The 25,664-nt window shown below is 49.9% G+C and carries 17 protein-coding genes; 9 read left to right on the top strand and 8 right to left on the bottom strand.

The features are described from left to right. The 8 genes from ACFQ0N_RS37490 to ACFQ0N_RS37525 form a co-directional block, all read left to right on the top strand. Positions 1-446 (top strand): Gfo/Idh/MocA family oxidoreductase (locus ACFQ0N_RS37490; protein WP_379335467.1); only part of this gene is annotated, 446 nt, incomplete at its 5' end. A 901-nt stretch (positions 447-1,347) separates the two neighbouring features. Then, on the top strand, positions 1,348-2,526 hold the full coding sequence (locus ACFQ0N_RS37495; protein ID WP_379335469.1) for a GntR family transcriptional regulator: 1,179 nt from the start codon (positions 1,348-1,350) through the stop codon (positions 2,524-2,526). A gap of 209 nt (positions 2,527-2,735) precedes the next feature. Then, positions 2,736-4,136 (top strand): ABC transporter substrate-binding protein, encoded by a 1,401-nt coding sequence (locus ACFQ0N_RS37500; RefSeq protein ID WP_379335471.1) that lies wholly within the window; start codon positions 2,736-2,738, stop codon positions 4,134-4,136. A 60-nt stretch (positions 4,137-4,196) separates the two neighbouring features. Further along, positions 4,197-5,096: a carbohydrate ABC transporter permease gene (locus ACFQ0N_RS37505; RefSeq protein WP_379335473.1), complete on the top strand. Its 900-nt coding sequence runs from the start codon at positions 4,197-4,199 to the stop codon at positions 5,094-5,096. Between the two features lie 14 nt (positions 5,097-5,110). Further along, positions 5,111-5,941, top strand: a complete 831-nt coding sequence (locus tag ACFQ0N_RS37510; protein WP_379335475.1) for a carbohydrate ABC transporter permease — start codon at positions 5,111-5,113, stop codon at positions 5,939-5,941. Positions 5,942-6,042: 101 nt separating this feature from the next. Continuing rightward, positions 6,043-10,311 (top strand): glycosyl hydrolase family 28-related protein, encoded by a 4,269-nt coding sequence (locus ACFQ0N_RS37515; RefSeq protein ID WP_379335477.1) that lies wholly within the window; start codon positions 6,043-6,045, stop codon positions 10,309-10,311. Between the two features lie 179 nt (positions 10,312-10,490). Continuing rightward, positions 10,491-13,331 (top strand): alpha-mannosidase, encoded by a 2,841-nt coding sequence (locus tag ACFQ0N_RS37520; RefSeq protein ID WP_379335479.1) that lies wholly within the window; start codon positions 10,491-10,493, stop codon positions 13,329-13,331. Between the two features lie 217 nt (positions 13,332-13,548). After that, the gene (locus ACFQ0N_RS37525) at positions 13,549-13,818 is read left to right on the top strand and encodes a hypothetical protein (protein ID WP_379335481.1); all 270 of its coding nucleotides are present in this window, start codon (positions 13,549-13,551) and stop codon (positions 13,816-13,818) included. 54 nt (positions 13,819-13,872) lie between these two features. Here the strand turns inward: ACFQ0N_RS37525 and ACFQ0N_RS37530 are convergent, their stop codons facing one another. The 8 genes from ACFQ0N_RS37530 to ACFQ0N_RS37565 all read right to left on the bottom strand — a co-directional run bounded on the left by ACFQ0N_RS37530 (position 13,873) and on the right by ACFQ0N_RS37565 (position 23,621). Beyond that, complete coding sequence (locus tag ACFQ0N_RS37530; RefSeq protein ID WP_379335483.1) at positions 13,873-14,997, bottom strand: substrate-binding domain-containing protein; 1,125 nt, start codon at positions 14,995-14,997, stop codon at positions 13,873-13,875. A gap of 350 nt (positions 14,998-15,347) precedes the next feature. Next, on the bottom strand, positions 15,348-17,822 hold the full coding sequence (locus ACFQ0N_RS37535; RefSeq protein WP_379335485.1) for a glycoside hydrolase family 38 N-terminal domain-containing protein: 2,475 nt from the start codon (positions 17,820-17,822) through the stop codon (positions 15,348-15,350). A 15-nt stretch (positions 17,823-17,837) separates the two neighbouring features. After that, the gene (locus ACFQ0N_RS37540; RefSeq protein ID WP_379335487.1) at positions 17,838-18,059 is read right to left on the bottom strand and encodes an alpha-L-rhamnosidase C-terminal domain-containing protein; all 222 of its coding nucleotides are present in this window, start codon (positions 18,057-18,059) and stop codon (positions 17,838-17,840) included. An 18-nt stretch (positions 18,060-18,077) separates the two neighbouring features. Further along, entirely contained in the window at positions 18,078-18,395 is a 318-nt protein-coding gene (locus ACFQ0N_RS37545; RefSeq protein ID WP_379335489.1) for a hypothetical protein, read from the bottom strand. A 201-nt stretch (positions 18,396-18,596) separates the two neighbouring features. Next, positions 18,597-20,162, bottom strand: a complete 1,566-nt coding sequence (locus tag ACFQ0N_RS37550) for a glycosyl hydrolase family 28-related protein (RefSeq protein ID WP_379335491.1) — start codon at positions 20,160-20,162, stop codon at positions 18,597-18,599. Positions 20,163-20,250: 88 nt separating this feature from the next. Next, on the bottom strand, positions 20,251-21,666 hold the full coding sequence (locus ACFQ0N_RS37555) for an extracellular solute-binding protein (protein WP_379335493.1): 1,416 nt from the start codon (positions 21,664-21,666) through the stop codon (positions 20,251-20,253). 78 nt (positions 21,667-21,744) lie between these two features. Beyond that, positions 21,745-22,662, bottom strand: a complete 918-nt coding sequence (locus ACFQ0N_RS37560) for a carbohydrate ABC transporter permease (RefSeq protein ID WP_379335495.1) — start codon at positions 22,660-22,662, stop codon at positions 21,745-21,747. Then, positions 22,659-23,621 carry a carbohydrate ABC transporter permease gene (locus ACFQ0N_RS37565; protein WP_379335497.1) on the bottom strand — a complete coding sequence of 321 codons (963 nt, stop codon included), beginning with the start codon at positions 23,619-23,621 and terminating at the stop codon, positions 22,659-22,661. Before ACFQ0N_RS37565 ends, ACFQ0N_RS37560 begins: the two co-directional genes overlap by 4 nt. Before the next feature lie 379 nt (positions 23,622-24,000). Here ACFQ0N_RS37565 and ACFQ0N_RS37570 point away from each other — a divergent pair, with 379 nt between their 5' ends. Next, the gene (locus ACFQ0N_RS37570) at positions 24,001-25,425 is read left to right on the top strand and encodes an ABC transporter substrate-binding protein (protein WP_379335499.1); all 1,425 of its coding nucleotides are present in this window, start codon (positions 24,001-24,003) and stop codon (positions 25,423-25,425) included. Positions 25,426-25,664: the final 239 nt, after the last annotated feature.

The following is a 25,664-nucleotide window of genomic DNA, read 5'->3' on the forward strand; positions in this document are numbered from 1 at the left end:
GTCACGAATTCAATCCGCCAGGGTCGTGGTATGCAGGCAACGCCTCGGCGCTATGTATATTCGAGATGTCGGACGGCTCGGTATTCTCGTACCGCGGCTCGTGGTGCGCTGAAGGCGCGCCAACCTCATGGGAGGCCGAATGGCGCATTAACGGCGAGAGAGGGACCGCTATTTGGAATGGGGAAGATGCGCCGTATGCCGAGAGAGCCGCTTCGGGAGAACAGGAAGGGAAATTTATACGTGACCATGAACGGGCAGAGGCTGATTTTAAATGGCAAGGGCGCTCCGGCCATGAAGGCTGCTTTGACGAGATGTTCGCCGCACTGGAGGAAGGGCGACCGGCAGAAACGGATTGCCGCGACAACATTAAAAGTATGGCGATGGTGCTCGGGGCAATCGATAGTGCGAGGGCTGGCCGCAAGGTTGATTTAACCGGTTATTATTGATAGGAGATACTTGTGAGCGGTTAGCTTCAGGTATGCGGACAACATGCCCACCTCAGCGCCCCTGCCAAGGTCCGACGAACTGGAAAATGCGCTCAAATGTTGCAGATTGGAGTCAATTTCATGATAACTACGCAGACGAGTGGGGGCTAACGAAACTCAGAGACGCTATTGGCAAAAAATCGGCTTGCTCAGCGTGTAACGAAACTGAGGAGGCTGTCGATTTTCTGTGGACAACGATTTTTTGCCGTGGGAGCGGCCAACTTTGAGTCACGCGGACAGACGATCCGTTATTCGTGGATTTTACCGGGTTTTTGGGGCGATTTGAGGCCAATAACGGAATCACGTTCCGCGGACCAGTCGTTTGGGCACATTTGTTCACAGATAACGGATCTACGGTCCGCTCATGCCCGCTTCGCCCACGCTTATAGATGTCCACAATTAATCGACAGCCTCCTGAGACACGTTATTCCGGGGAAACTGGAGAGAATGCTGCCGATTTTCGGTGAACGGGCAGCTTGAATGGGAGCCTCGTTCCGTCTGTAAACCTTCGAGATTTGGGGAGGTTTCACCCTTTTGAGGTACAAAAAAGCCATTAATGCCAAGGCTTTCAAATTATGTATACATTCGCTTCGTTGGGTACCCATTGGGAATCCATTATTGTTACACCAAGCCATTGCGTTAGGCGGAAAGGGGCTTATACTATTCATTCAAGACAAGCATAGTATGACCGCTAATAATTACTGGAACAAGTAGGCAGCGCGCTATTCTGGTCAATTTGGTAACAAACTATTAAATGACGACAACTGAAAATATGAATTTACAAACATGTTTATTTGTTTATAATAAATATATCAACATAGTGGTGTTAGGCTAAATCAATTTGATGTGGAGTTGAAGGAAGATGAAAGAAACACAACGTGTGCCCCTTTACACACAAATCCGCGAGTACATTTACGATCAGATCAGCCGGGGAAACTGGCAGGCAAGCGATAGGCTTCCGTCGGAAAAAGAGTTGTCAGAACAATTTAACGTAAGTCGTATCACTGTCAAAAATGCACTCGCTGAACTGACCAAGCAAGGTCTCATTTACCGTATTCAAGGCAAGGGATCATTCGTTGCAGACGGAAGCAAGGGAGAGCCAAGCCTGTACAAATCGCAGGTTTCATTGCAGTCGAACAACTGCATCGCATTTCTTATTCCGAGGCTTGAGAATACATTCACCGCCAAACTCGTTCGAAATGTCGAACAGGAATGCGCAGCCGCCGGCATGAAAATGATTCTGGCTTTGACGCACGATTCTCAGGAGACGGAAAAAAAGCTAATCCGCGAAATGATCCAGCTCGGTGTAAGCGGGATCATTATATTCCCTGTGGACGGAGAAGGGTACAACGAAGAAATAGTTAAGCTTTCGATGAACAATTATCCGCTTGTACTGATCGATCGGTACTTCCGCGGTATCGAAACGAACAGTGTCTGCTCGGATAATTCAGCGGGGGCATATAATGCCGTTAATCACTTACTGTCGCTTGGCCATAGGAAAATTGGCGTCGTCAGCACGTTTTCATCCTGGACGACGAGCATCGAAGATAGGATAGAAGGCTACGAAAAAGCGCTAGCCGAAGCAAAGATACCGATCAACCGGCTATACCGTTGCGACCATTTTAATCCTGAGCAAATGAACCTCGTTCTGCGGACCGGCGAAGCAAATCTGGATGCTAAACGGGATATTCAACAATTTCTGAAGAGTAATCAGGAAATGACGGCGATCTTTGCGACCAATATTGCAGTCGGGCTGACTGTTATAGCAGCAGCGCGAGAAATCGGCCGAAACGTGCCGGATGATCTGTCGGTCGTGTATTACGATTTTGAACCGTTGCCGCTTTTATTCATGCGCCCAACTTGCGTTATCCAAGATGAAGAGAGCCTCGTCAAACAAGCAGTTGAGCTGCTATTTGCCGTTGTAAGGGAACCACAGCGTAAAAGAGAGCGCATTCTTATTCCTTCCTCACTGACAATCGGTGATTCGACCGCACCGCTGTCTAACGCTGAAAAGCGGAAAACTTATACAGAAACACATTGACATCGCGAGAGTGACCATACCATATTTTCCGCTCAGAAATAGAGCGTTTACAAAATATGAATTAGTGATTATAATAGTCATGTAACATGTATAAAGGTATATAGTCAATATACCATTAGAACATGTTACTTTATTCGAATTAGGGGGAGGGTCTTCGAAAGCAATTGCTTGCCTGGTAAATAAAACTTTTTCAAGGAGAGTCGATGCAATTGAAAAGAAAAGTGATCTCACGTGCGTTCGTCCTAATCCTGAGCTTAATTCTGATCTTGGCTCTAGTCGCGTGCGGGGAGAACGGTAAAAACAGTTCGCAACCTTCGGAAACTCCGAAAAGTGATGTTAAACTAACGCTGTGGGGATTCAAGGTATCTTTCGATCCCGGTTTTAAGGCAGTTGCAGAAGCATTCAAGCAAAGAACAGGCGTGACCGTCGAAACTCAGATAACAACGCCGGACGATTCTTACAATCAAAAAGTGCAAGCCGCATCTATTGTAAGCGATTTACCGGATCTTTACCTATATTGGAATGGACCTGCCGCGGGGTCTTTCGACGGTACGGCGTACGAATGGAGCAAGGATCTCGAAGCAGAAACTGAATGGAGTAACAGCTTTTTTCCGGCAGCGCTCAACGGCCAAAAGGTAACTCAGGGCCACATTGATGCCTGGAAGAAGGACGAGAAGGTCAGCCAATGGCTGAAAGATCGCAAGGTCGGCGAAATTTTCGGCTTGCCGATCGACGTCGGCACGTTTTACACCATTTACGGCAACGCGAAGCTGCTTAAGGAAGCGGGTGTCTCGACCGACGCGCCGGCAACAGTAGAAGAGTGGGTAAGCCGAATGAAGACCGTCAAGGAAAAGACAGGTAAGGCGGGCTTTGTATTCTCCGGTAAAACCGATAGCGTATACGAAAACTGGATGGCGACATTTCAGACATATATGAAAAACGGCGAAAAGAGTTTTACGGACCTGATGAACCGTGATGCCAAACTATCCGATCCCGCGCATATCCAGATGTTAACGTTTGTCGAGCAACTGGGAAAGGATAAGCTATTCCCAGACGGTATGGTCAACCTTGACGTTGATCAGGCTGACCAGTTGTTCTCACGTGGTGAAGCTGCCTATCTGCTTGGCGGCACATTTACCTTCGCAAATTTGTCCGCGTTGGGCCTGACCGCAGACGATATTGTCAGCTTCCGCGTGCCGGCTTTCGAAGGATCGGTTCAACCCGATGCAACGACCGTACCATTCGGCCTTGTACAGATCATCGCCAATAGCAAGGGCAAACACCTCAAAGAAGCGGTTGAGTTCGTGAAGTTCCTGACGTCCGAAGAAGGCATGATCCTGTATTCGAACGCTGCCTTTGATATCCCATCTGTAAACGTGAAGGACAAATCTAAGCTGCATCCAGCAATCGATGCAATGTTATCTTCGCTTTCTTCAGAGGAAAACTGGTGGTCCCAAAATGGCTCCATTCGCGATAAGGTTTTTACGAATCCTGAGTGGAGACTCTTCCACGAGCTGAAGCAAAAATTGATTCTCGGCGCTATCACTTCGGAAGAAGCGGCGAAGCAGTTCGATGAAACTGTCGCGAAGGAAAAAGCGAAAGAGAAGTAATAAGATTTGCGGGTCGAGGACATCCTCCCCCGATTAATTCAAAGAGTAGGTGCTGGTGAAATGTACAGGAGAAGGGAATGGCTTTACGGATACGCGATGGTAGCCCCTGCGATCCTCTTGTTTCTAGTCATTGGACTTTTCACACTTGTTTTTTCTTTATGGATGGCGTTCCATCACGTACAGGCGGGCTCGCTCATCGCGTCGGCCCGTTATGCAGGGCTTGACAACTTCCGTGAATTTCTAACAGGCGGAAATACGGTCATGACCCAAATGTTCTTTAATGCCGTCAAAAACAATCTCATTTTGGGAGTTTCCCTTGTTCTTATTGTGATTCCGATGTCGCTTGTGTTGTCCGTGCTGCTCCAAAATGCAAAAAGGTTCGTCAAAGGTTTCCGTACGATCTTCTTGATCCCGATGGTGACCTCTTCTGTGGCGATTTTTTACGTCTGGCAGGGCATTTATGACCCAAAAGGATCGCTGAATATGGTTCTGTCAGCTATTGGACTTGAATCGTTCGTCATGTCAAACGGCTGGCTCGGCGAACTTCATACGGCGCTGCCTGCCATTATCGTGCAGACGTGCTGGGGTTCCATCCCAGCCACACTCATTCTGTATGTCGCAGGCTTGCAGACGATCGATCCCCATTTATACGAATCTGCCGAAATCGACGGCGCTTCGGCATTCAGCAAACTCATTCACATTACATGGCCAGTGCTTCGTCCAATTACGGCCATTGCCGTGATCACAACCATCAACGGTGCGATGCAGCTGTTCGACAACATCTGGATCATGACAAAGGGCGGACCAGCCGGTTCGACCCAGGTCGTCAATGTCCTCGTGTACCAGGACGCGTTCGTGACAGGGCAACTGAGCCGAGCAAATGCGATGGGCTGGACTATTTTTTTGATCACGTTTGTCCTGTCACTTATTAGCCTGCGTTTATTGCGCACCAAAACGTAAGGAGTGAACGGTTCATGACCAACAGAGGAATCCGTCAGATGGCATTATCGGCCGTTCTTATCTTGTGGGCAATTATTTGTCTTTATCCGTTGCTATGGATGATCGGTGCGTCTTTTAAAACCAGTCAGGAAGTCTTGATGACTTACTCGATTTTTCCGTCAGGAAAATGGCATTGGGAAACATACATGGATGTATGGAAACGGCTGAAGTTTTTTAAATACTTTTTAAACAGCGTTAACGTGACGATTTTTACAATTCTGGGTGTCAATCTGATTTACACGTTTGCGGCATTTGCATTCGCAAAGCTGCGGTTTCCCGGAAAATCGGTCCTCTTCTACGGATTCATCGCCATGATGTTCGTTCCGGGTATTACAATTATGATTCCGCTTTACTTGATCGAGCATTATCTTGGTATTCTTAACACGCATATCGGGCTCATTCTGCCAATGGTGAACGGGGCCGGCGCATTCGCCGTGTTTTTATTTCGCAATTATTTTCATTCCATTCCACATGAAGTGTACGAATCGGCATTGCTGGAAGGCGCAAGCCCAATCGGAATATGGGCACGTATTTACTTTCCGCTGGCAATGCCGGCGATAGCCACTATAACAATCATGAACTTTCTTGGTTCCTGGAACTCACTCGTACTGCCGATGGTCATGCTGACTAACCAGGACTTGTTCACTTTGCCGCTTGCGGTCACCTTGCTCGACACCGGTGTCTTCCGGCAATGGAACGTTCTAATGGCCGGATCGCTATTTTCCATCGCACCGGTCGTAATTGTGTTTTTCTTCATGCAAAAATACTATATACAAGGATTGTCCTCGGGGGCGATTAAATCCTGATTTGAGGACGAACCTGTAAAATTTGCAAGGGGGAGTGAATGCGATTGTTAAAAAAGCCCGTTTTGAAAAGGTTTGCAATAATTCTAGCGGTGGTGATGGGTATGGAATTGATGGCCGGACTTTCTATTGCTGATTGGCGTCTCGGCTTAAAAACGGCAGCAGCCGCGCCGTCCGGCGACATTTTGAAGCTGACAGTCGTCAACAACGCGACCGATACCGGCAACTACGAAAAATTCGTGCGCGTCAAGCTGTCGGAAGCTGGCGCAAACGGTACGATTCTCGCGACCGATTACCTCGAATATGACGTCAAACTGGACGGCACGCCCAACTCGGCCGGTGCGATCGACATTCGGTTTACCGACGGCACATGGCTTAGTTCCTACCCCGGTTTCTACGATCAGAACGGCGTTGGCGGCAGCGCGACGAACTCGCTTGTGGAAGCGGCCAACCAGTGGCTTCATCGGAAATTGAAGCTTCCGGCAGCCGTAGCCGGAAAGGCAATTCATAGTTGGGCCCTGTACGCTCATAACAGCATCCCCAACGATGTTTATTCCTTCTTCGTAGACAACGTTCAGCTAACAAATGGAGGCGGCACTATCCGAGTGAATGCATATGCCGACGGAGCGACGCCTTTCCAGGACGTCATGGAGTCAAACGGCATCGCAGCAACAAAATTGGAAGCCCTAAAAGTTGTGGTTGAAGCCGCGGCCCCGTCTGGCGACATTCTGAATTTGCGGGTGACGAACAATAACGAAGTTGGAACGCACAAATATGTGTATCAAAAATTCTCCGACGCCGGGGGGAATACATTTACATTCTCCGCGACTGACTATATCGAGTACGACGTCCTCCTCAACGACACACTCGCTTATGGGGCCGGAGGTCTCGACATTGTCAATACGGACGGCACTGCGTTTCGCGACGCAAATGGTTGGCTTGACCAATACGGCAACGGAGGACATCCGGTAACCGACATTACCAGATATGCAACTGGCACGTGGATGCACCGCAAAATGAAGGTGCCTGCGTCGATGGTCGGCAAAACGGTCAGCTATTGGAGCCTTGGGGGCGAAAACAGCGAGGCGGGCAATTCGTATATGGCCATGTACGACAACATCCTTGTGACGGATGGGGCGGGTACGACCCGGCTGACCGTTTACTCAAACGGGGTGCCTTCCCAAAATGCAACGGCAATTTCGGACAAGGCAACAGCGACATTATCCGTCGTTTCGTATGCAGACACTACGGGCAGCCCGTCTGGCGATGTACTTCGCTTTACAGCCCAAACCGCTGCGGAGATTGATTATACTCCTTATGGGTCTTATACGAACAAATACGCTTACTGGGAGTTCAACGACCAAGCCTATACCATCCAAAACGGTGACTATTTCGAGTACGACGTCAAGTATACGAACTTTACGTACCGCCCGGGTTTCGCCGCTGACCTGCAATTTACGGACGGCTCAACATTGCGCGACTCGAATGCATTCGACCAGAACGGGTACTCGGCTCATCCATCGACCAACATACAACGGTATACGGCAAATATGTGGTATCATCGAAAAATTCGTATTCCCGATTCGCTTATCGGCAAGACAATAGCGAAGTGGATCATCGCCTACGAAACGGATGCCGGCAACGATTTCACGACCGGTTATCTGGACAACGTTCGAATTACAAACAGCGCTGGTTCTGTCCCGATGACAGGATATGCGGACGGCTATCCGGCCCGAAACAATGAGATGTACCGAAGCGGTGTCACGTTCGGGCTGCTAACGAAAGAGGCGTTGTCTGGCTACACTGCCGGTTCACCTGTCGTTGTTTCAACTGTATTTCCGACAGAAGACGTGCCAATTGCATCGTATAATGTTATGAATTTCGGTGCGCTTCGCGACGGAACTACCGATGACACGAACGCGTTCCAGCAAGCTTTATTCGCCGCAGAAGCTGGAGGTGGCGGCGTCGTGTTCGCACCAGCGGGCCAGTATGCCATAAAGGGTCATCTGTTCATTCCCGAAGGCGTTACCTTGCGCGGCGACTGGAAAAGCCCGGACAGCGGTGGTATCGGCCAGGGCACTATACTGAAAGCGTACGAGAACAAAGGAAACGAAAATGGTGTTTCATTTATTTCAATGTACGGCAGCTCCGCACTCACTAATCTATCGATCTGGTACCCGGAGCAGTCCATCGGCAATGTCGTGCCATTTCCGTGGACGATCCAGGTGTTGTTCCACGACAATGCCGCCGTGCAAAACATAACACTTGTCAATTCATATAAGGGAATCAAACTCGGTCCGAATTGGAACGAACTGGAGCATATTCACAATGTGTACGGAACGGTGCTTCGCAAAGGCATCGAAGTTGGTTTCAATACGGACGTCGTCCGCATCGAAAACGTTGTCTTCAAACCGGATTACTGGAACATCTCGGGACTTGCCGGTGCACCTTCCGGCTCCGCGGGACTGACAGCTGTGAAAAATTACATGCTCGCTAATGCAGAAGGGTTGCTTCTTGGCCGGGTTGATTTCGGAAACGTGTACGGCGTCACGCTCCGTTCGTTCAAAATCGGCGTGAATCTAGCGTACGAGTTTACCCCGTATGGAGGTCAGGGAGGAGGAACTGTCAACATCGCGAAACTTGATATCGCAGAAGGTAACGTTGCCGTGTTGGCTGACTATGCCAATGCCTCCGGGTACACAATCAGCGATTCGATTCTGAAAGCTTCCGCTGGAACAAATCCGGTGGCGGTCAAGGTGACAACGAATTACTCGAACTATCTTGGCATTCTCGGATCGATTGTGGGCGGGTCGCCTAGGACCGCCGTGTTGCATGAGGGATCAGGAACGGTATCGCTGCAGAATGTTACGTTCGACGATTGGGGATACGCGGGCGGTACGTATGCCGTGGAAGCGCGAAGTGGAAGCATGGCTGTCGCCGGAAGCATGTTCGCGAAAAGCGCGAAGGCGGTATTGCTCGCCAGCGGCATTACGTCCGCCACGATTATGGGTAACGAGTTTAACGGGTCGCCGCAAATCGATAATTTGAGCGGACTAGGAGCTACCCATGTGCAAATCAACCATACTTCTTTTAATTATGCCTCGAGAACTTATTCTGGGCATGCATACCGGGCGGCAAAACCGAAGCCTCCGACGAACAATCTGTTTAACATCAAAGAGTCGCCGTACAACGCGGCAGGCAATGGCACGACGAACGATACTGCTGCGATTCAAAATGCGCTCAATGCGGCAGCGTTAGCCGGCGGAGGTACTGTATATGTACCGCCCGGCATGTATCTCGTCTCGGGTACGCTGAACGTTCCCTCGAACGTGGAACTGCGCGGTATTTTTGATACGGCCCATCATACGTCAGCCGGCGGTTCTGTCCTGCTCACTACGTCAGGCAAAGGGAATGCATCGGGTACCCCGTTCATCACACTCGCATCGAATAGCGGCGTCCGCGGGTTGACGATCCATTATCCCGAGCAGGATTATGCGAACATCAACGCTTATCCTTGGGCAATTCGCAGCAACGGTTCGAGTGTGTACGCAATCGATGTCACTTTCTCGAACGCTTTCCAAGGGCTAGATTTCGGGTTGACAAACGCATCGGACAATCACTACATTCGCGGTGTCCACGGCACATTTCTTAAACATGGGATTTACGCTGGCAAAAGTCCTACCGAGGGCTGGCTCGAAAATATTCATATGAACCCGCACTACTGGTTTCGCTCGCCGTTTAAGGGCAGTCCGCGAGACGACTGGTTCTCGACCATATATCAGTACATGGTTACAAATCTAGAAGCATTCACGCTCGGTCACACAGGAAAGGAAAACGCGTTATCGCTCTTTACATTTGCTAGCTACACAGGCTTGCGGACAGAAGCACAGGGAACAGGGAAATCCAACGCGATTTTCTACATTCCGGGATGGGACTCAGCGCGGAGAGGCGTACAGATCGATGAATCGGGAACGAACGGCGTCGACATGATCGGCGCAATTTTCTACACAGGCGGAACGGATCCCGCGAGAGGATATGTGTATACCGGTGCCAGCCATTCAGGTCGATTCCGGCTATTCAACTCGCTCGGTGGCGATCCGAACAGCCAGCCAGTCACCCCGTTCGAATTTCGGGGCGGCACGAATGTTGTACAGGAATTCCATTTGCCGGGACCAGGATCGGATACTAATTTTAAGGTATACGGAGGCACATCCCAAATAGACACGGCAGTAGTAACGACGGCATCGAAGAATGCATTTGTTGGACCAGGTACCACATCCGCTAGGTTCGTAGGCGGCGTCTATAAGGGCGGATTCAACATCGACAATCAAGCCGGATTGAACACGACAACAGCTGGTAATGTAAGTCGCTAGAAAAAGAGGCGCCGGGTCCGGCTAAATCCGGAGCCGGAGCCGTCCGCGTTTGAGAGGAGAACTTATGGACAAAGAGACGGCAACAGAGAAAACTATACATGTGATCACGCATTCCCATTGGGACCGAGAATGGTACATGCCCCCTAGAACGATTTCAACAAAATGGAGGAGGGTCGGCCATGAACGGGCTTGACAAGAGACTGCGCACCCTGGTTGGGACGATTCCGCAAAGTTATTGGGCGGAAAAAATCCCAAGTAAACCTGGTTACTGGGGTGAACGCATTCTGTCACAACTGATGTATGCGAGAGAATTGTCCAAGATAGAAGGCGGTCGGCACGATCAGTTGATTGACCAGGTTCTTGGACGGATCGAGTATGGACTTTCAAGCGAAGGCGCGATAACCAAACAAAGTGCGCTGGAAGCGGAAGCGATATTGTCCTCAATGTCGGAAGAAGCACGGCGTTACCGGGTGTTGTGCGTTGCCCACGCCCATATTGATATGAACTGGATGTGGCCGTGGCACGAAACAGTCGCGGTAACACTCGACACCTTCGAGACGATGTTGAAACTAATAGAGGAATATCCAGAATTCCATTTTTCGCAATCGCAAGGGGCCATTTACCGTATCGTCGAACGGTATGCTCCTGACATGCTCGAACGGATCCGTGCGCGCGTCCAAGAAGGGCGGTGGGAAGTGACCGCATCGCACTGGGTCGAGGCAGATAAAAACATGCCGAGCGGAGAAAGCCTTATCCGGCAACTGCTGTATACGAAACGGTATATGGCGAAACTGTTCGGTCTTACACCTGGACGACTGCCGCTAGATTTCGAGCCGGACACGTTTGGCCACAGCGAACACGTGCCAGAAATTCTTGCCGCGGGCGGGATCAAACACTACTACCATTGCCGTGGCAGCGAAGGCCCTATCTTGTACCGGTGGGAAGCTCCTTCAGGTAAGTCCGTCATCGCATATCGGGAGCCAACCTGGTACAACGATTACGTGCAGCCTGTTCTTGGATCGTACGTTCCTGGCATTTGCAGCAAGACGGGGCTTACAACACATCTATACGTCTACGGTGTCGGCGACCACGGCGGAGGTCCAACGCGGCGCGACTTGGAACGGTTGCTTGACATGCGGAATTGGCCCGTTTATCCGGAAATCATATTCGGCACTTTCGAACAGTTTTTCAAACTTGCGGAGTCGAAAGCGGATCGTCTCCCCGTTGTGCGCGGCGAAATGAACTTCGTATTTACCGGCTGTTACTCAAGTCAAACTCGGATAAAATTAGCTAACCGGGTCGGGGAAACAATACTCACTGAAGCGGAGACGTTTCGTGCAGTCGCGTCGGCCGCCGAACGTCTTCCATACCCTGCGGAACAGTTAGAAGAGGCATGGCGACACGTGTTGTTCAACCAGTTTCATGATATCCTTCCCGGATCTGGCGTTATCGACACTCGTGAACATGCGCTGGGATTATTTCAGGAAACGATGGCTTTGGCAGGCACCTTTCGTAAACAAGCGCTTGAGCGGCTTGCATGGTCAATTGATACGTCTGCCATCGCCGTTCATGAGGATCCAAACGGAGAATGCGGCATCGCAGAAGGTGCCGGTGTCGGATTTGGTGCTGCTCATTTCGGCGTCACCCAAGTCGAGCGAAGTGGAGGCTGCGTCCGAATCGCACATGTCTTCAATCCTTCCCTGACGGAAAGGGAAGAAACAGTCGAATGGGTGATCTGGGATTGGAAAAGTCCGACTCGTTCCTTCATCATCCGCGATGCGGAACAAAACCAAGTACCTGTGCAGGTACTCGACTCGGGCTTTCATCATTACTGGGGTCATGATTATATGCGTGTGCTCTTTCGTGCTCGCGTGCCTGCGCTCGGGTACAGTACGTTCACACTGAACGAAACCGAGGAGCCCTTCGATCCAGTAGTGTATCCATCCGATCCGCGCATAGAGCGCGCCCCCTCTTATGTGCTGGAAAACGACCGCCTTCTGGCTGAATTCGATCCGTTGACGGCAGCAATCATATCATTGTACGACAAGGCGACCGGAGAAGAGCTGGTCGATAGGACCAGACCGGCCGGCGTGTTTCGTCTTATCCATGAGAATGCCGACGGTGACATGACTGCCTGGTACGTAGGCGCGTACATCCATATCGAAAGTTTGGGCAAGGGTGTGAAGTGGACGACGGCCGAGAAGGGTGACGTGAGACAATCGCTCTCCTATATGATTCCATTCGGCCGGTCGGTGATGAAAGTCACCGTTTCGCTGGACCAAAACAGTTCTATGCTCATATATGATGTAGCCTGCGACTGGCAGGAAGCTGGGAAAAAGGGCGATCACGTACCACAGCTTAACTTTGAATGGCCTCTCGCCTACACGTGCTTGCAATACCGGTACGACGTGCCATTCGGCACTGTTGTCCGCGGATCGCTCGGACACGACGTGCCGGCGAATAGTTGGGCACTCGCACAACGAAGGGACAGCGGCCCCATGATCCAGATTATCGCACAAGGTAAACACGGATTTCGAGGTGCAGACGACGCGCTTGCATTAACGCTTATACGGAGTTCGATCGATCCCGATCGATACCCGGAAATCGGAGACCATCACAAATTTCGTATCGGAGTCGCTGTCGTCGGGCGTGACGTGGCCGGAGATGCGATTGCGTTGGCGCACCGGTTTCATTATCCTTTTTCTGTGTTGCCGGGAGCTGTTCGAAAGGGCTCCAGACCGCTCCGAGATTCGTTCGCGGAGTTATTGGAAGGAACCGTTTCGTTTTCAGCGCTGAAAGCGCCGGAAGAAGGAGCCAACGGTTGGATTTTGCGGTTGTACGAAACGGAAGGACAAGACTCGAAGGTCCGGATCAGAGTTGCGCTTCCAGTTCGGAATGCCTGCTTCGTGGACGCACTTGAGCGGGAAGCAACCGGGGGCTGCGTCATCAGCGTAGCTGACAGGATCGTGTCATTCGACATGCAACCGTACAGCATCACGACTATTCGACTTACTTTTTAATTGCAGGGAGGGCATCACCCGCAACGTCTGTGACGATGCGCGCAAGCTCGATCCGCAAGAACGCTTGATTGCTGCGATCCGCATGATAGAGGAGGCAGGCGAGAACATGGACAGTCTCCCCCTCCTCATCGCAGCCGCTCTGCATTACAGGAGAACGGAGGACACACTCCAGAGTGCGGAGGACACGAACAGGAGCATGGTGGAGAGAGTCCCGTGTATGGCAAGAAGGAACCCAGCAGGCGCGGCCGGGAATAGTCAGATGACGTATAGAGGTACGATGAGTGTATGGGGCATCTGGATTCCTCACCCGACACAGTGGGATGGAAGCCGGGGCGATTGCGGAGGCGATACTTGTCGTCCAGTTGGCCGCCAATCACCTGCAGAGAATCGGCAAGAGGCTGAGGTCCAGCGGGAGCAGGGGCGGCTCGCAGGATTACCCGATCCTCCCGAGTACCGAAGCTGGATGGCCGACGTGCCGAACGGGTAGGGGTTGCCAGGAGTCATCGACATGATCGTTTGATGAACTATTGAACTGGCCTTGCTACGAGAGTTTCGCCACCGAATTCCTTATGATTAAATCCGGTTTTAACACCACTTGTTTGTCTTCAAACGAATTTGGGTTGGCGAGCATTTGAACGGCAATTTCGCCGATCCGGCGGTTTTGCTGACGAATCGCAGTGACCGACACCGAATGATATTCCGCTTGGTGGGAATCATCAATAAAAACAACTGAAATATCTTCTCCAATGGTCCTATTGAGCCGATGAGCCGCCTGGATAAATAACGAGCTGCTGGACAGATACGCTGTTATTTCCGGGTAGTTCCTCATAAAAGCAGTCATTTCCTGCAAAATGATGTCTTCCTTGTCTTTCGGAATATGCCCGGTTTTGTCTGTTGAATCAAAAATATATTCTTTACTAATAGGGAAGCCATGGTCGGTAAGACATTCCTTGTAGCCGTCAATCCTGGCTCTGATGTTGAGCGAATTCATCTCGATATCCATAATTAAGCCAATATGTTGGTGGCCTTGCTCGATCAGGTGGCGGGTAGCCTCATAGGTGACAAGTTTATGATCGGACATCACGCAATACGTATCAATTTGAGGATAGTATTGATCGACGATGACGAAAGGGAAATTTTCAAGCTTGCTCCTCATCAATTCTTCACTGAAAAACTCATGGTTGCTAGGGTAAATGATGATGCCTTCCACGTTCGACTTTTTGTGTGCATAGAGCAGAATGTTTTCTTTGGCCTGTTCATTCTCAGTGTCTTGCACCGCAAGCTTGTAACCGTGACGCCTGCATTCGTGAGCGACTCCCGCTAAAATTTCTGTCAAATGATAGCTTCTGCATAGTGCGTTATCACCGCCATCGGTCATGGGAAATAAAAAGACAACCGTTTTATCTGCATCAACATTTACTTGCTTTGACAAATCCGCCGTATCGGACACAAACGTGCCTTTGCCCGGAACACGTGAAATTAATTGTTGCTCCGCCAACAAAGTGAGTGCTTTTTTGGTCGTGATTGGACTCACTTCAAATTGTTGCTGCAATTCCTCCTCCACGATTTTTTCGCCGGATTTCAACTGGCCGGTGCGAATTTTTTCGGTTACAGTGTTAGCGATTTTCACATAAAGCGGCATATGCCCGATCTTTTTACCTTTCATAACTGACAACCTTCCCTTACAATATCTCCAAACCCAATATTAGTATAGGTTAAGTTACCACATAACCCCATAACAAAAGGGATGATATGGATTCTTAACTATTGTACCATGTAGTATGACATGAAAACAGTTCCTTTTCCACAGACAGAATCGATGCCGTGACTTTCAAGGAGCATTGTTAATGTGTTATATTATCCTGCCCAATGCTAATCAGAGAAGAGACACAGCAGCAGCTAGGACCTAAATAACGTCGTCCTAGACTGCCGCGCTACCTTTTATTGCACTAGCCGTTTACTAGTGAGTACAGAGCTAAGGTATGTCATATTCCCTCACTAATGCAAATAATTTCATCAAACCTCGCACAAACCGATTTCTGTGATGGTTCTTGTCGAGGGGTCGAGACGCATCGTCTTGATTTCAAATCCGTTCAATTTGACCCGCTCGCGAATCCCAAATGAAGGGATGGAAACGATTGTTGTGGTCGCATTTCCTGTCGGTTCGAACAGCCGCAAGATGTACCCCTCTCCCCGTTCTTCCTTCTTGAAGGCGCTCAATTGAACTATGCCGTCTTCAAACACCAAAAGTGGTTTCCTCCCCAACCCCTCGCCTGAAGGAAAAAACGAAAGCGAGTATGGTTTTTCATTATGGACGACAGCCTCGCGATCCACTTTCTGTTGCCGGTCTGCAAGAGCACCGGCATTCAACCAGAACGTATAGCTATGTTCCCCTTGATCCATTCTCGGCAGGAAACGATCCTGGACCAGAAGGGGCCTGTCATTGATCGGATGCGTGCAGTACCCCGTCCCTCGTAGCAAGGAGAGGCGTATCTCCCCATCCCGATAATCGGATCCATAGATGCCGTCATTGATGCAGGTCACAGCCTGACCCCTGTCGGCAGATTCAACGGCAACCCAACGATGCGCCATCGCTTCGTCTCCGTTATCGGCGAGCTCACTAATGCTGAAGGCCGATTGTCCCCGATACCGCCCGTCCGTCAATAGAGTCGGAATGGACAGCTTAAGCATCTTGTTTTTCTCATTCCAGTAAACCCGCAGCTGCACCTCGATTTCCGTCCCTTTCTTCGGCAGCTTATATGTGATGCAAATGAAGGAATAGCGGTATTGCAGCATCGATTCAATTACCGTCCGAACCTCACCATCCTCAATGACGCGAACCGAAGGCAACAGCGCTTGCCTGACGCCGGAAAAGTCGGTTCCAGCCCCAGCTTCCATTAAAGCAAAGCGGCCGATGACTGGAGCAAAAGCATTCGTGTCCATTCGCCACGGATCTTCGTTATCCTGGATGACCAGAGGAGCGAAAGCATCCGGCTTCAAGTAAGAGATATCTCGTGCTGTGTATTCGTCCATCAACCCCGTGTGCGTATTGATCGCAACAGTCAACTCCTCAGTTCGGAACGTGTACCGCCCGTCTTGCTCTTTGAGCTCGGCAACAGGCTTGCAAGCCAGCATCTCAATCCGGCAATCAAAGCGGTTCATGGAGGAGGGGGCCAGTTCCGCCTCGAAAACGACTTTTTTCCGCCAATCAAGATTAATGTTGCTCGATTCCTTCTCCGGCTGAGACGGAAGCCGGTATCCGTCCTGGAACACGACTGGCAGTGAGAACTGCTCCTCCCAGTTCTGATCCTCCAACATAAACTCGCATTCAAATACCCCCTTGACCGGAAAAGGGTGCGGATTATAAATCAGGATAGGATACTCCTTAAGCGCAGCTTTCGGTTGCCCGGCCGCAAGAGCAAAAAAGGCACGCGCTTTCAATCTCGTAACAATTTCAAGACCGTGCTGGATCAGGCGAAGGGACGCCTCCTCAGCCGGCTGTACAGAAGTTCCGGGCAAAATGTCGTGGAACTGTGCCGTTGCCAGATCGCACAGCGCTTCATGCAGTTCAGCCGAGGGGTAGGTGAGCAACCCTTGCAGCGCAGCGGCAGACAACATTTTCTCCGTCATGTAGAGCTCATTCTCCAAATGGCGGTGCTTTTGCTTGATGCGGATCATAGAAGTATAGCAGCCTACAAAGCGCGGGTTTAGATCGCCCTCATAGCGAGGGAGTGGCTGTGCTTGCTTCAAATCCTGGAAATATTGTTCCGGCGTGGAATGGATGATTTCAAATGAATCGGTGAGCTGAATCAGCTCTCCGATTTTCGTTAGGTCCCGGCGGGATGGACCGCCACCGTGATTGCCCACTCCCCAGAGAACAACCCCTGTCGGTTCATTTGCGTTCATCTCCAGCCACTGCGCAATTTTTTTATGCGCTTTGCCTAGCAATGTATTATAGCCGTACTGGATTTTGTGAACCATCACTTCGCTTCCGTTGAAACCGCTCCATATGAAATTGTCGGCAGGTAACGCTTCGAGCTGTTCAGGGCGCATGAACATGTAGGAATCGTAGCCCGCCTGCTGCAAAATTTGCACCAGCCCCCTTGTGTGGCCGAACGAATCAAAGTTGACCGCGGTCGTAGGTTCAACGCCGAATTTTTCCCGGAAATATGCTTTCCCCAGCAAAATTTGTCTGACGAATGATTCACCTGACAGCATATTACAATCCGGTTGCAGGTACCAGCCCCCCATGATATGCCACTTTCCTTTTATAACCAGCTGCCGGATTCGCTCGAATAAGGCAGGCTCGTATTCTTCCACCCATTTGTACAAAATTACTTCGTTATGGTTAAACACATAATGGTCATATTCCTCGCAAAATTCAGCCGCAGCTCGAAACGTCGACACCGCTGCAGCAGCTCCTTCCTCCCATTCCCACTGCCATACCGGATCCAAATGTGCATTGCTTAGTAAATGTAGTCTTTTTTTCAACGTAAATTCCTCCGTTCACTTGCGGTACTCCTCCGGCAGCTCGACCGTATATTTCATCCCGTCGGGCGCCTGTACGTCAACATGCATGATGTCCTGAACGATCTCCCAGGCGATCTCAACCATACCAAGTGGGGTAGGCACGGAGCCTTTGGCCCATGTTAGCCCGCAGGGCTGCGGCGCAATCCGTATCTTTTCAAAACCTGCCGCTATGGGCTTTACGCCCAATATGCCGGACAAAAATTCATAACCGGGACTTCATGACCAGGCGTGACAGTAACTTCTCGCCAACCATGGCTCTTCCGGCCAAGTCGTTAAGTCGGAATCCATCATGAGGTACCACCAATCCAGCAACTCGGCAAATTTTCCGTAGTCCCCTCCCGTTTCCAGGGCGCGGAATACGTAGTATCTGCCATATAGCGTCGCTTTGGCGATGGCGTCGTTCCGGTTGAACTGCGCGCAAATCGCCGCGGCCCGCTCCCCTGAGGCACAGCCTGCCAGAACAGGCCGGCATCCAGGATCAGTGAAATTTGCTGCCCGGGAGAAATCGTTATGGCTTTGCCGCCCCGTATCCATTGCTCCACTTCACCCTTATCTAGAGGGCCGGACTGATAAACGCCGGCGTCGCCGTCATGATGCTTAACGGAACGCCAAATTCGCTATAATTAGGATGGGCAGTGGCAAAGCATATCACAATGGCAGAAATGAGATTGTCGCCCGGGCGCAACCAAGGATCCAGCTCAATCGTATCGTAAAACTGAATATTGATTTATCTTATTATTTGATATGAGCCGACCATTCCAGTACGACGTTATTTTCACCTGCTGCTGGAGCAGTTGTATAAGTAACGGTGATGTTCGTCGCGTCGGCAGAAACATAAAAAGCCGTTGCAGCCCCTGCCGATGCCGCCGTTACATGGTAGTAATCCGGGACATGGGCAAGCCCATGAGCAATCGTGAACACCTTTTGGCTGCCTGTTCCATTGAAGGAAAACTGTCCGCCGTTCTCGGTCTTATATCCCCGGTTTGCACGTATAATTTTGTTAACTCCATTCGCCCTGTCATTGATACCGCCAGTTACATTCCCGGTCACATCATTGCCGATCAAGGTGTAGTTATCATTGCCTCCGTTAATGAAAACACCGTATCCTTGCGTATTCATTTCCCCAGCGGTTTGTCCGATTTTCATTCCATCAACAAGTAAGCCGCCCGTATAGTTTAGAGCCGTGGCAATACCATGAGCATTCCCCGCCGCCGCATAGGAGGAACCTGCAATAAATCCGCCTTTAAAATTCAAGCTTTTCGGATTTGTTCCTATTTCAATTCCGTGACCTCCGCTGTTGACGATCCTCATTCCAGCAGCCATTAATCCATCCACATTAGTAATCAACATGCCGCGAGCATTAATATTCGCGACTCCTGTCGTTCCAGCCCAACAAGAATCCATGGCTATTCCCCACGTTGAACCTGCACCATCGAATAACCATCCGTGAAGTGTATTCGTATCAGCTAAAACATTATGAAATTTCACCCATCCTACAGCACTTCCAGTTGCAGGAGAAAGATTTACACCACACTCGAATTGGACGACTTCAACATCCGTAAACCAATCACCGCCTGTATTGGAGAGCAAAATTCCAGTGCTTCCGGCTGTTAAGTTTCCGCGCAACCATAGCTGATTGAAATACCGATCATTTCCACCGTCAATCACAATACCCCTAAACGCCCCTACAATCTCGATATCAATAGCCCTAATATATCCCAGACCGGACATCTCTGAAAAATGGAGTCCGTGACCCGTTGCCAAAGACGAGCTTCTAAACAAAATTAAATTTTCAAGATTGTAATCCTCGCATCCATTGACGGCAATAGCATAACCCGAAGTCCTAGCAACCACGGCCGTAATCTGCAGGTCCCTCACTTCCGCGTAGACAAATGCAGGAGAAGCGCCAATGGTGATGATGTCCCCTGACGCCGCATTGGTTTGAATAACAGAGGCCCCTGGACTTGATCCTCGAAGAGAGACGCCGGGCTTATTGATTACAAGCGTCGAGGAAATGAGGAATTTACCAACTGGAAAGAAAACGACACCACCGTTTACCCCTGCTGCGTTTATTGCTGCCCGAATCGCTGCCGTATCGTTGGCAACACCATCCCCTTTGGCACCATAATCTTTCACATTAAAGAAATCGACTGTTCCTGCACTGGCTATTTTGGGGAAAGATAATAATCCCCCAGTTGCCATAGCTGCCCCTGCTACGCCTAGAGCACCTAGTAATTTTCTGCGAGTGATGGTTGGTCGGGATTGCTCAACTTCCGTCTTTGGATTCGTGTTTTGTTCCATTGTTACTTCCTCCTCTCGTCTGATTAAAGAGGGGGCCCGTTGCAAAACTGACAACATTGAAGCTCCCCCTACCGGCTTGATAACCGCTTTATTTCGTTACCTGCAGCACTCTCTTCTGGGCATCGTCCAAAATATCCTTGATCGGCGTATCGGTCATCATGCTTTTCACCATGGCCTCGCCGTAAATTTGCCATGCCTTGCTGTTGTCTTTATTGAAGGTCGGCAGCCCTTGCACATTCCCTTCGAGCGCCTGGTAGACAGTGTAAGCCTTCGGATGATTCTTTTTATAGTCATCCGACTCCGCAATCTTTCTGTTTACAGGAGGACGAATGCCTGCATCCGCTATTAATTGCTGTTCCTCAGTGCCAATCATGATTTCGATATATTTCCAGGCATCCTCTTTGTTCTTGGCATAGATCGGCACGGAAAAGAAAGAGGCGCCGATCGTGATATTGCTGGAACTGCCTTCCTTCGATAGTGGAATCGGCCCCATACCGCATTCCATCTTCAAATTTTCGCACACTTGGGCACGCCAAGGTCCGTCTACGGCGAAGGCGATCTGGTCTTTCTGAAACGCCTCCCAGAACGGCCCTTCCCCGTTGTTCGGCATCAAGCCCATCGGGTTGTATTTATTCAGTTCGCGAATCAATTCAAAGGCGGCAATATTTTTGTCGGAATTGAAGATCGGGTTATTGTCAGCGTCTACAAAGCCGCCGCCATTGATCAGGGGCAGGGCGCCAAACCGCAGATAACCGCCGTTGTTCGGCCCCGCATAAATGCCGCCGGCATAAAATTTACCCTGGCCCGCTTCGACAATCTTCTTCGACATGTCCACCCATTCATCCCAGGTAGCCGGCCCTTTCTCCGGATCTAATCCCGCCTCTTTAAGCAGCTTCTTATTCCAGTACAGATTGTTTACGCCCGGTTGGGGCGCGACACCATAAATTTTCCCTTTGTACTCCATCGGCTTCCAGGCGCCCTCAACAACATTCTCTCTGACTTCCTTTTCCAGCCAATCCGGGAACGGCTCGAGGAGGCCCTGAGCGGCAAATCCAGGCGATTGCGTCTCTCCTACGATAACATCCGGACCCTGTTGGGCCAGGAAAGCGGCTGTCTGTTTCTGAACCAGCGGCTCGGACCAGCCCCAGTCTTCATATTTCAGATTCACATTCTGTTTCTTCAACTCGTCGTTCATCACTTTCACATAATTCAAGTTCAGCAATTGGTCGGCTCCAGTAATTTTTTCTTTATTCATGGTTTCTTCCCTTGCCTTGATGACATCGTCGGCGTTTCCGGCTCCGATGCCGTTTCCACCGTCCACGAGCACGACAAGATCTCTTGGACCCGAAGGACTATCCTTTTTGCTGTCACTTGTCGAAGTCGAAGCTTTGCCGCTTGACGTTTGGTCAGGCTGTGTGGTGCCGCCAGTGCCGCTGCAAGCTGAGACAATTAAGCTTAGTGCGACAATGGACGAAAGAGAGACGAATGGCACCTGTTTTTTCATGCTGAAATCCCCTTTCAAGAATGTAATGAATGTATGTATGACACCCCATATGGCGATCAGAAATCGCCGATGCAGGAATCATCCCTTAATCCCGGTATTTGCCAGGCCTTGAACGATATAGCGTTGAAAAATAAAGAAGATGATCAGGAGCGGAATCGTAACGCCTAACCCAAGTGTAATCATGAACGGATAATCAGGAATCCCTACCGGATTTTGCGCAAGAGCCGACATACGGGCGATAGCTGCGGGCAATGTCTGCAGCCGATCGCTGCTCGTATAGAAGAACGGCGTCGTCCAGTCATTCCATATTCCCATTGCGGTCGAGATCGCGATGAAGGCCAGGATCGGCTTCTGCAAGGGCATAATGATCTGGAAGATGAGACGAAACGTGCTTGCTCCGTCAACCTTCGCCGCTTCATCCAATTCATACGGAAGCGAATCCAGCGACTGCTTGACCAGGAAACTGCCCATGATGTTAATCGCCGGGCCTCCGATCAAATATACCCACCAGGAATCAAGTATCCCGCTGCCGCCATAAAAAATATGGTTCCCGCCTGCGAAAGGCCATCTTGCTAACTGGATATAAGTCGGAATTAGGGCTACTACCGCGGGAATCATCTGTGTAGCGAGCAAGAGCAAGAATAGCTTTTCTCTACCTCTGAATCTCAGCCTGCCGAACACATAACCGCCCAACAGCGCCGTAAGTACAGCCCAGAATACGCTATAAACCGTTCGTAGGAACGAGTTAAAAAAGTACAACTGTACCTTGCTGTCGGAAGATCCCAGAACAAGAGCGGCAAAATTTTTCAGCGTAGGCGCTTCGGCAATCGGAAGCAGCCCCAATACCGTCCTGGCATACTCTTCTTTGGTCATCAACCCCGCCAGAATCATGAAAATAATCGGATACAGCAGGATTAATCCGCCAACCAGCAAGACAACGTGGGCCAATAAATTTACCGGCTTCAATGATTTCTTGGCAGCCACTGATGTATTCACGCAATCTTCCTCCTCTTGCGGTCTTTCCTCTCGGATTCCGTAGCCATATTAAAATACATGATCGAGAATACTATGACGAACAGCGCAAGCACGACAGATGAAGTCCCAGCCATCCCCAGGTTGAAATCATAAAACGCATCCCGCAAAATCCGGAAGACAAGCACTTCCGTTTGTCCGTATGGGCCCCCGCCCGTAATGAACGCAACCTGCTCGTAGATTTGCAGCGCTCCAATAACCCCGGTAATGACGATGTAGGTGGCAATCGGCTTCACGCTAGGCAACGTAATGTTCCAAAATTTATTCCAGCGGTTGGCCCCGTCTATCTCGGCCGCCTCATAGAGCAGGGGATCAATCGATTGCAGCCCCGCAAGCCAAATCAGCGCAGATCCCCCGATCCCTTTCCAGATGGAGTAGATGACGATCCAAAACACGCCCCAGAAAACCGAATATTGCCAAAATATCGGCTGCATCCCGAACTTCTTAAGAAGGTTGTTGATGACGCCATTGTTCGGATCCAGGAAAATGTTGAAAATTTGCGTTGTCGCGACAACCGAAGTTACGGCGGGCACGTACCAGATCGTGCGGTAGATCCCTTTGCCGAATATAGGCATGTTCATGAGCAAGGCCGCGCCGAAACCGCCGATAATGGTCAAACTAGTAACGAGCAAGCCGATCCAGATCGCTCTCCACAACGCCAAGTAATACAAGGGATCGTGAAAGAAACGAATATAGTTGTCAAACCATATAAACCTTGGTGATGAATTCAACCCGATCCACTCGAAAAAACCCAGAAAAAATCCGAATAACGTCGGGAAGCCTGATACGACCAACCACCATATAAAAATGGGACCCAGTATAATGGCGGCCTTGACGGCATCCGAATGTCTCCGAAAAAAGCGCTTCCATTTTGTCGCTTTGGCAAATTGGCTTTCCGCCACTGCCAATGATTTGATTTCCATACTCATTACCCCTTATGTAGTGAAACGTACGAATAGACTCCCGCGCGCCTTGCGCACCGAATACTTCTGCTGTATGCGTATCTAAACAGCGGGTTCAGGTTCAGGTTATTTGCATCACCTCTCTTTATACTCAATGTATTTAAATATAAAAAATCCAAAAAAACAACCTAATAAGTATACTTAATATATTAATGTTAACTTTTATCGCTGTCAAGTATGTTTTTTGTTCAAGGGAGAATTAAAAGAGACATTGAGTAGGGTTTTTCGTCACGGATTCAGGAACATAACAATCTTCCAAATAGTAGGAAATAATAGATTCCATATGGTACAATAATAACTATGGAAAAAATTACTTCTTACTGGAAAGGAAGAGGATGAGTTGAAAGGTTTTGGGCGTATTGGCTTGATTGGTGCTTTAACGATGTCAGTTGTATTGTCGGGCTGCAGCCTGGGGGGAGCCGGTTCACCGAAAGAGGCGGAAAGCACGTCGCTAAAGGTGATGTATTACGATGAAAGATCTTTTTTCAGCCAGTTAGGGATGGTCTATTCAGCGGTTCATCCAGAAGTGGACATTACCGTCGTGACCCAGCAGCGTCAAATGGGGCCTTCTGATGAAGAGATCGATTGGAAAGCGGAGTTCGATAAATTTGTTGCGGAGGAGCAGCCGGATATTTTGATGCTCTCCCCGGACCAGGTGACCCAATATGCCGAGGACGGCAAGCTGCTAGAATTGGATGCGTTGACGGAAGATAAAGCTTACAAAAAAGAAACGCTTATTCCAGGTCTGCTCGATTATGCCAGAGAGCTGGGGGGCGGAAAGGTGTATGGACTTCCCACCAATTTCTACAGTCAGGTTATTTACTACAACAAGGACTTATTCAATCAACATGGCATACCGCTGCCCGAAGATCGGATGAGCTGGGAAAAGGTGTTTGAACTCGCACAGCGCTTTCCGACAGACGGGGCGAAGGATAAACGGGTGTATGGCTTGAGTCTCGGCTACAACAGCGAGTTTTTCCAATTGGGAATGATGCTTGGATCGTCACAGAATCTGAATATGTTCAACCCTACGAGCAAGCAGGTTACAATCGATACGGCCGCATGGAAAAAAGTTTTTCAGACCGCTTTGTCGGGATTGAAATCCGGAGCGCTCTATACGGATGATCCGTTTGCCTCCAGTTCAGGCGGTCAGACTTACGAGGATCACCTGCTGCGGGATCCGTTCGTTGCCGGAAAAATAGGAATGAAGCTTGAGGGCTCATTTCTGATGGAACAAATCAAGGAAGCGCAGAAGATGGTGCCGGACAGGGCCATTCAAAACTGGGATATGGTCACCGTGCCCGTCAATCCGGAAAGTCCGGATGAAAGCAATAATATATCGTTTAACCAAATTTTCGCAATCAATTCCAAGTCTGTTAACATCGAGGCGGCTAAAGAATTTATTAGCTATATTACAGGAGAGGATTATGCCAGGGTTGTGTCAAAGATTCAAAATGGCGGCTTCCCGATTCGCACAAATTACTTGAAGGATGACAGCGAGCGTAATATGAAAGCCTTCTACAGCCTGAAGCCGGCGCAATCCAACATGTATAAGGATTACGACAAGCTGCCGCAGGATTTCTACATGAACTTCATGACGATCGCCCAGGAGGAACTCAAGAGCGTATACGATGATAAAAAATCGCTTGATGAGGCGCTGGCTTCACTGCAAACTAGAGGGCAGCAAGCGATGGAACAGGCGCCGAAGCCGAAAGAGAAGAAGGAAGCAGGGGTAGCAGGGGGATCGGGGGTAGTAAACCCTTAGCCTTAGCTAAAGCACAGCACCTCAGATTCGCCGCGGCGAATCTGAGGTGTTTTTTTTGCAGATTCGTTCGTGACCACCCGGGGGTTTGTGATAGCCTCCCGGCGCATGAGCGGACGGATGTCACGGCCGCTATTTTCGAAATTTTGACCGATCTGAAATTGTAACGGATCTGTGCGCCGTTATTTGATGATCAGGAGCACGATTTCGTCAGAAAACGTCCAATTAAGATCGCTCAGATC

Origin of the sequence: Paenibacillus sp. GCM10027626 (assembly GCF_042676285.1) — a bacterium.
Taxonomy (GTDB): domain Bacteria; phylum Bacillota; class Bacilli; order Paenibacillales; family Paenibacillaceae; genus Paenibacillus_Z.

Excerpts from the sequence above, each read along its gene's own strand:
- ACFQ0N_RS37510 (WP_379335475.1), top strand. The coding sequence starts at position 5,111 with ATGACCAACAGAGGAATCCGTCAGATGGCATTATCGGCCGTTCTTATC.
- ACFQ0N_RS37550 (WP_379335491.1), bottom strand. The coding sequence starts at position 20,162 with ATGGAACAAAACACGAATCCAAAGACGGAAGTTGAGCAATCCCGACCA.
- ACFQ0N_RS37525 (WP_379335481.1), top strand. The coding sequence starts at position 13,549 with ATGGCAAGAAGGAACCCAGCAGGCGCGGCCGGGAATAGTCAGATGACG.
- ACFQ0N_RS37565 (WP_379335497.1), bottom strand. The coding sequence starts at position 23,621 with ATGGAAATCAAATCATTGGCAGTGGCGGAAAGCCAATTTGCCAAAGCG.
- ACFQ0N_RS37545 (WP_379335489.1), bottom strand. The coding sequence starts at position 18,395 with ATGGATACGGGGCGGCAAAGCCATAACGATTTCTCCCGGGCAGCAAAT.
- ACFQ0N_RS37520 (WP_379335479.1), top strand. The coding sequence starts at position 10,491 with ATGAACGGGCTTGACAAGAGACTGCGCACCCTGGTTGGGACGATTCCG.
- ACFQ0N_RS37530 (WP_379335483.1), bottom strand. The coding sequence starts at position 14,997 with ATGAAAGGTAAAAAGATCGGGCATATGCCGCTTTATGTGAAAATCGCT.
- ACFQ0N_RS37555 (WP_379335493.1), bottom strand. The coding sequence starts at position 21,666 with ATGAAAAAACAGGTGCCATTCGTCTCTCTTTCGTCCATTGTCGCACTA.
- ACFQ0N_RS37495 (WP_379335469.1), top strand. The coding sequence starts at position 1,348 with ATGAAAGAAACACAACGTGTGCCCCTTTACACACAAATCCGCGAGTAC.
- ACFQ0N_RS37515 (WP_379335477.1), top strand. The coding sequence starts at position 6,043 with ATGGAATTGATGGCCGGACTTTCTATTGCTGATTGGCGTCTCGGCTTA.
- ACFQ0N_RS37505 (WP_379335473.1), top strand. The coding sequence starts at position 4,197 with ATGTACAGGAGAAGGGAATGGCTTTACGGATACGCGATGGTAGCCCCT.